The 1,760-nt window shown below is 41.5% G+C and carries 3 protein-coding genes; all 3 read left to right on the forward strand.

Translation table 11 applies throughout. The annotated features are described in order from the left end of the window. Positions 1-401, forward strand: a 401-nt coding sequence (locus tag LD39_RS17930; protein WP_035551055.1) for a metal ABC transporter ATP-binding protein, incomplete at its 5' end; no start/stop codon positions are given. A 4-nt stretch (positions 402-405) separates the two neighbouring features. Continuing rightward, on the forward strand, positions 406-1,263 hold the full coding sequence (locus LD39_RS17935) for a metal ABC transporter permease (RefSeq protein WP_035551057.1): 858 nt from the start codon (positions 406-408) through the stop codon (positions 1,261-1,263). Between the two features lie 200 nt (positions 1,264-1,463). After that, positions 1,464-1,760: metal ABC transporter solute-binding protein, Zn/Mn family (locus LD39_RS17940; RefSeq protein ID WP_231572611.1), on the forward strand; the 297-nt coding region annotated here is incomplete at its 3' end.

Genomic DNA, 1,760 nt, shown 5'->3' on the forward strand with positions numbered 1-1,760 from the left:
AAGAAAAAAAATGGGCAATGGAGTGTCTTCAGCGTGTCGGAATGCAGGATTTCAGTAAAAGGCAGATTGGTGAATTATCAGGAGGGCAACAGCAGCGTGTCTTTCTTGCCAGAGCGCTTGCCCAAAAAGCGGAAGTGTTTTTTCTAGATGAGCCTTTTGTTGGCGTTGACGCCTCGAGTGAGGAAACCATTGTTAAAATACTAAAAGAATTATGCTGGCAAGGGAAAACGGTGATGGTCGTCCATCATGACCTTAGTAAAGCGAATGATTACTTTAATCAACTGATCTTACTGAATAAAGAATTAATCGGTTTTGGTGAAGTAAAGGAAGTGTTCCAAACAGACGTCATTGAGAAAGCTTACAAAGGGCAGTTTTCTTTTATGAATCAGATAGGAGTGTAGTTGGATGGCTTTTATAGACGCGATTATGCATTATGAGTTCTTACAAAAAGCATTATTAACTTCAGTGATGGTAGGGATCATTTGTGGAGTCATCGGCTGTTTTATCATACTCAGAGGCATGGCTCTTATGGGGGATGCGATCTCGCATGCGGTATTACCTGGTGTGGCGATTTCCTACATGATGGGGATCAATTTCTTCTTTGGTGCGGTATTTAGTGGTGTAATCACAGCCATTGCTATAGGTTTTGTCACGCAAAACAGTCGAATTAAACACGATACTTCGATCGGAATCATGTTCACAGCAGCCTTCGCTGCGGGGATTATTGTCATTACTATGTTGAAAAGCAGTACTGATTTGTACCATATTTTATTTGGGAATGTGCTTGCTGTGCGATCCTCCGATATGTGGATCACTCTTGGAATAGCGCTCTTCGTTATAGCAGCCGTTTATCTTTTTTACAAAGAACTGCTGGTAACCTCGTTTGATGAAACGATGGGAGCTGCTTATGGTTTACCTGTTCGTTTGATTCACTATTTCCTCATGACCTTGCTTACGATGGTGACGGTAGCTTCTCTACAAACCGTCGGAATTGTATTGGTTGTAGCCATGTTAATCACTCCGGCAGCGGCTGCGTATCTTTTAACCGATCGATTGTCGGTGATGATCTTTCTAGCTTCAGGTATAGGTGTCATGTCCTCTGTTATTGGACTCTACTTTAGTTTTACTTACAACTTGGCTTCAGGCGCAACGATCGTCTTGGCTGCTACAGCCATATTTGCGCTCGTATTCTTCTTCTCTCCAAAGCATGGATTATTGTGGAAATTGGTAAAAGTAAAAAAGAAGAGAGCTTCGTTAACTTAATGTAACGGTGTAGATAAAGAGTCTTTTTCTCCAGATGAGAAGCGAGTACTTTCATTTTTAAATCGGTGTGGTTTCAGCGGTTTATAAACAATGTTAGTTGTATAAATGATGACAATATTAAATGATCAATGATCTAGGAGGATTATGGGATGTTCAAAAAGAGGTTAGTAACATTAGCAGCATCAATTTTGACGCTTTGCATGTTGTCAGCCTGCGGAGGCGACAAGACCAACGGCAATAGCGGAAACAAAGGTGGAAAACTTCAGGTGGTGACGACATACTCCATCGTGTATGACATTGTAAAAAATGTAGGCGGCGATCACGTTAATATCCATAGTCTTGCGCCGATTGGTTCCAACCCGCACGAATACGACCCGCTGCCAGAAGACGTAAAGCAAACAACAGATGCGGATGCTGTCTTTTATAATGGGTTAAATTTAGAAGCAGGTAATTCATGGTTCAATAAATTAATGGAAACAGCCGGCAAAGGTAGCGAA

It is taken from the genome of Halobacillus sp. BBL2006, from assembly GCF_000786645.1.
GTDB lineage: Bacteria > Bacillota > Bacilli > Bacillales > Halobacillaceae > Halobacillus.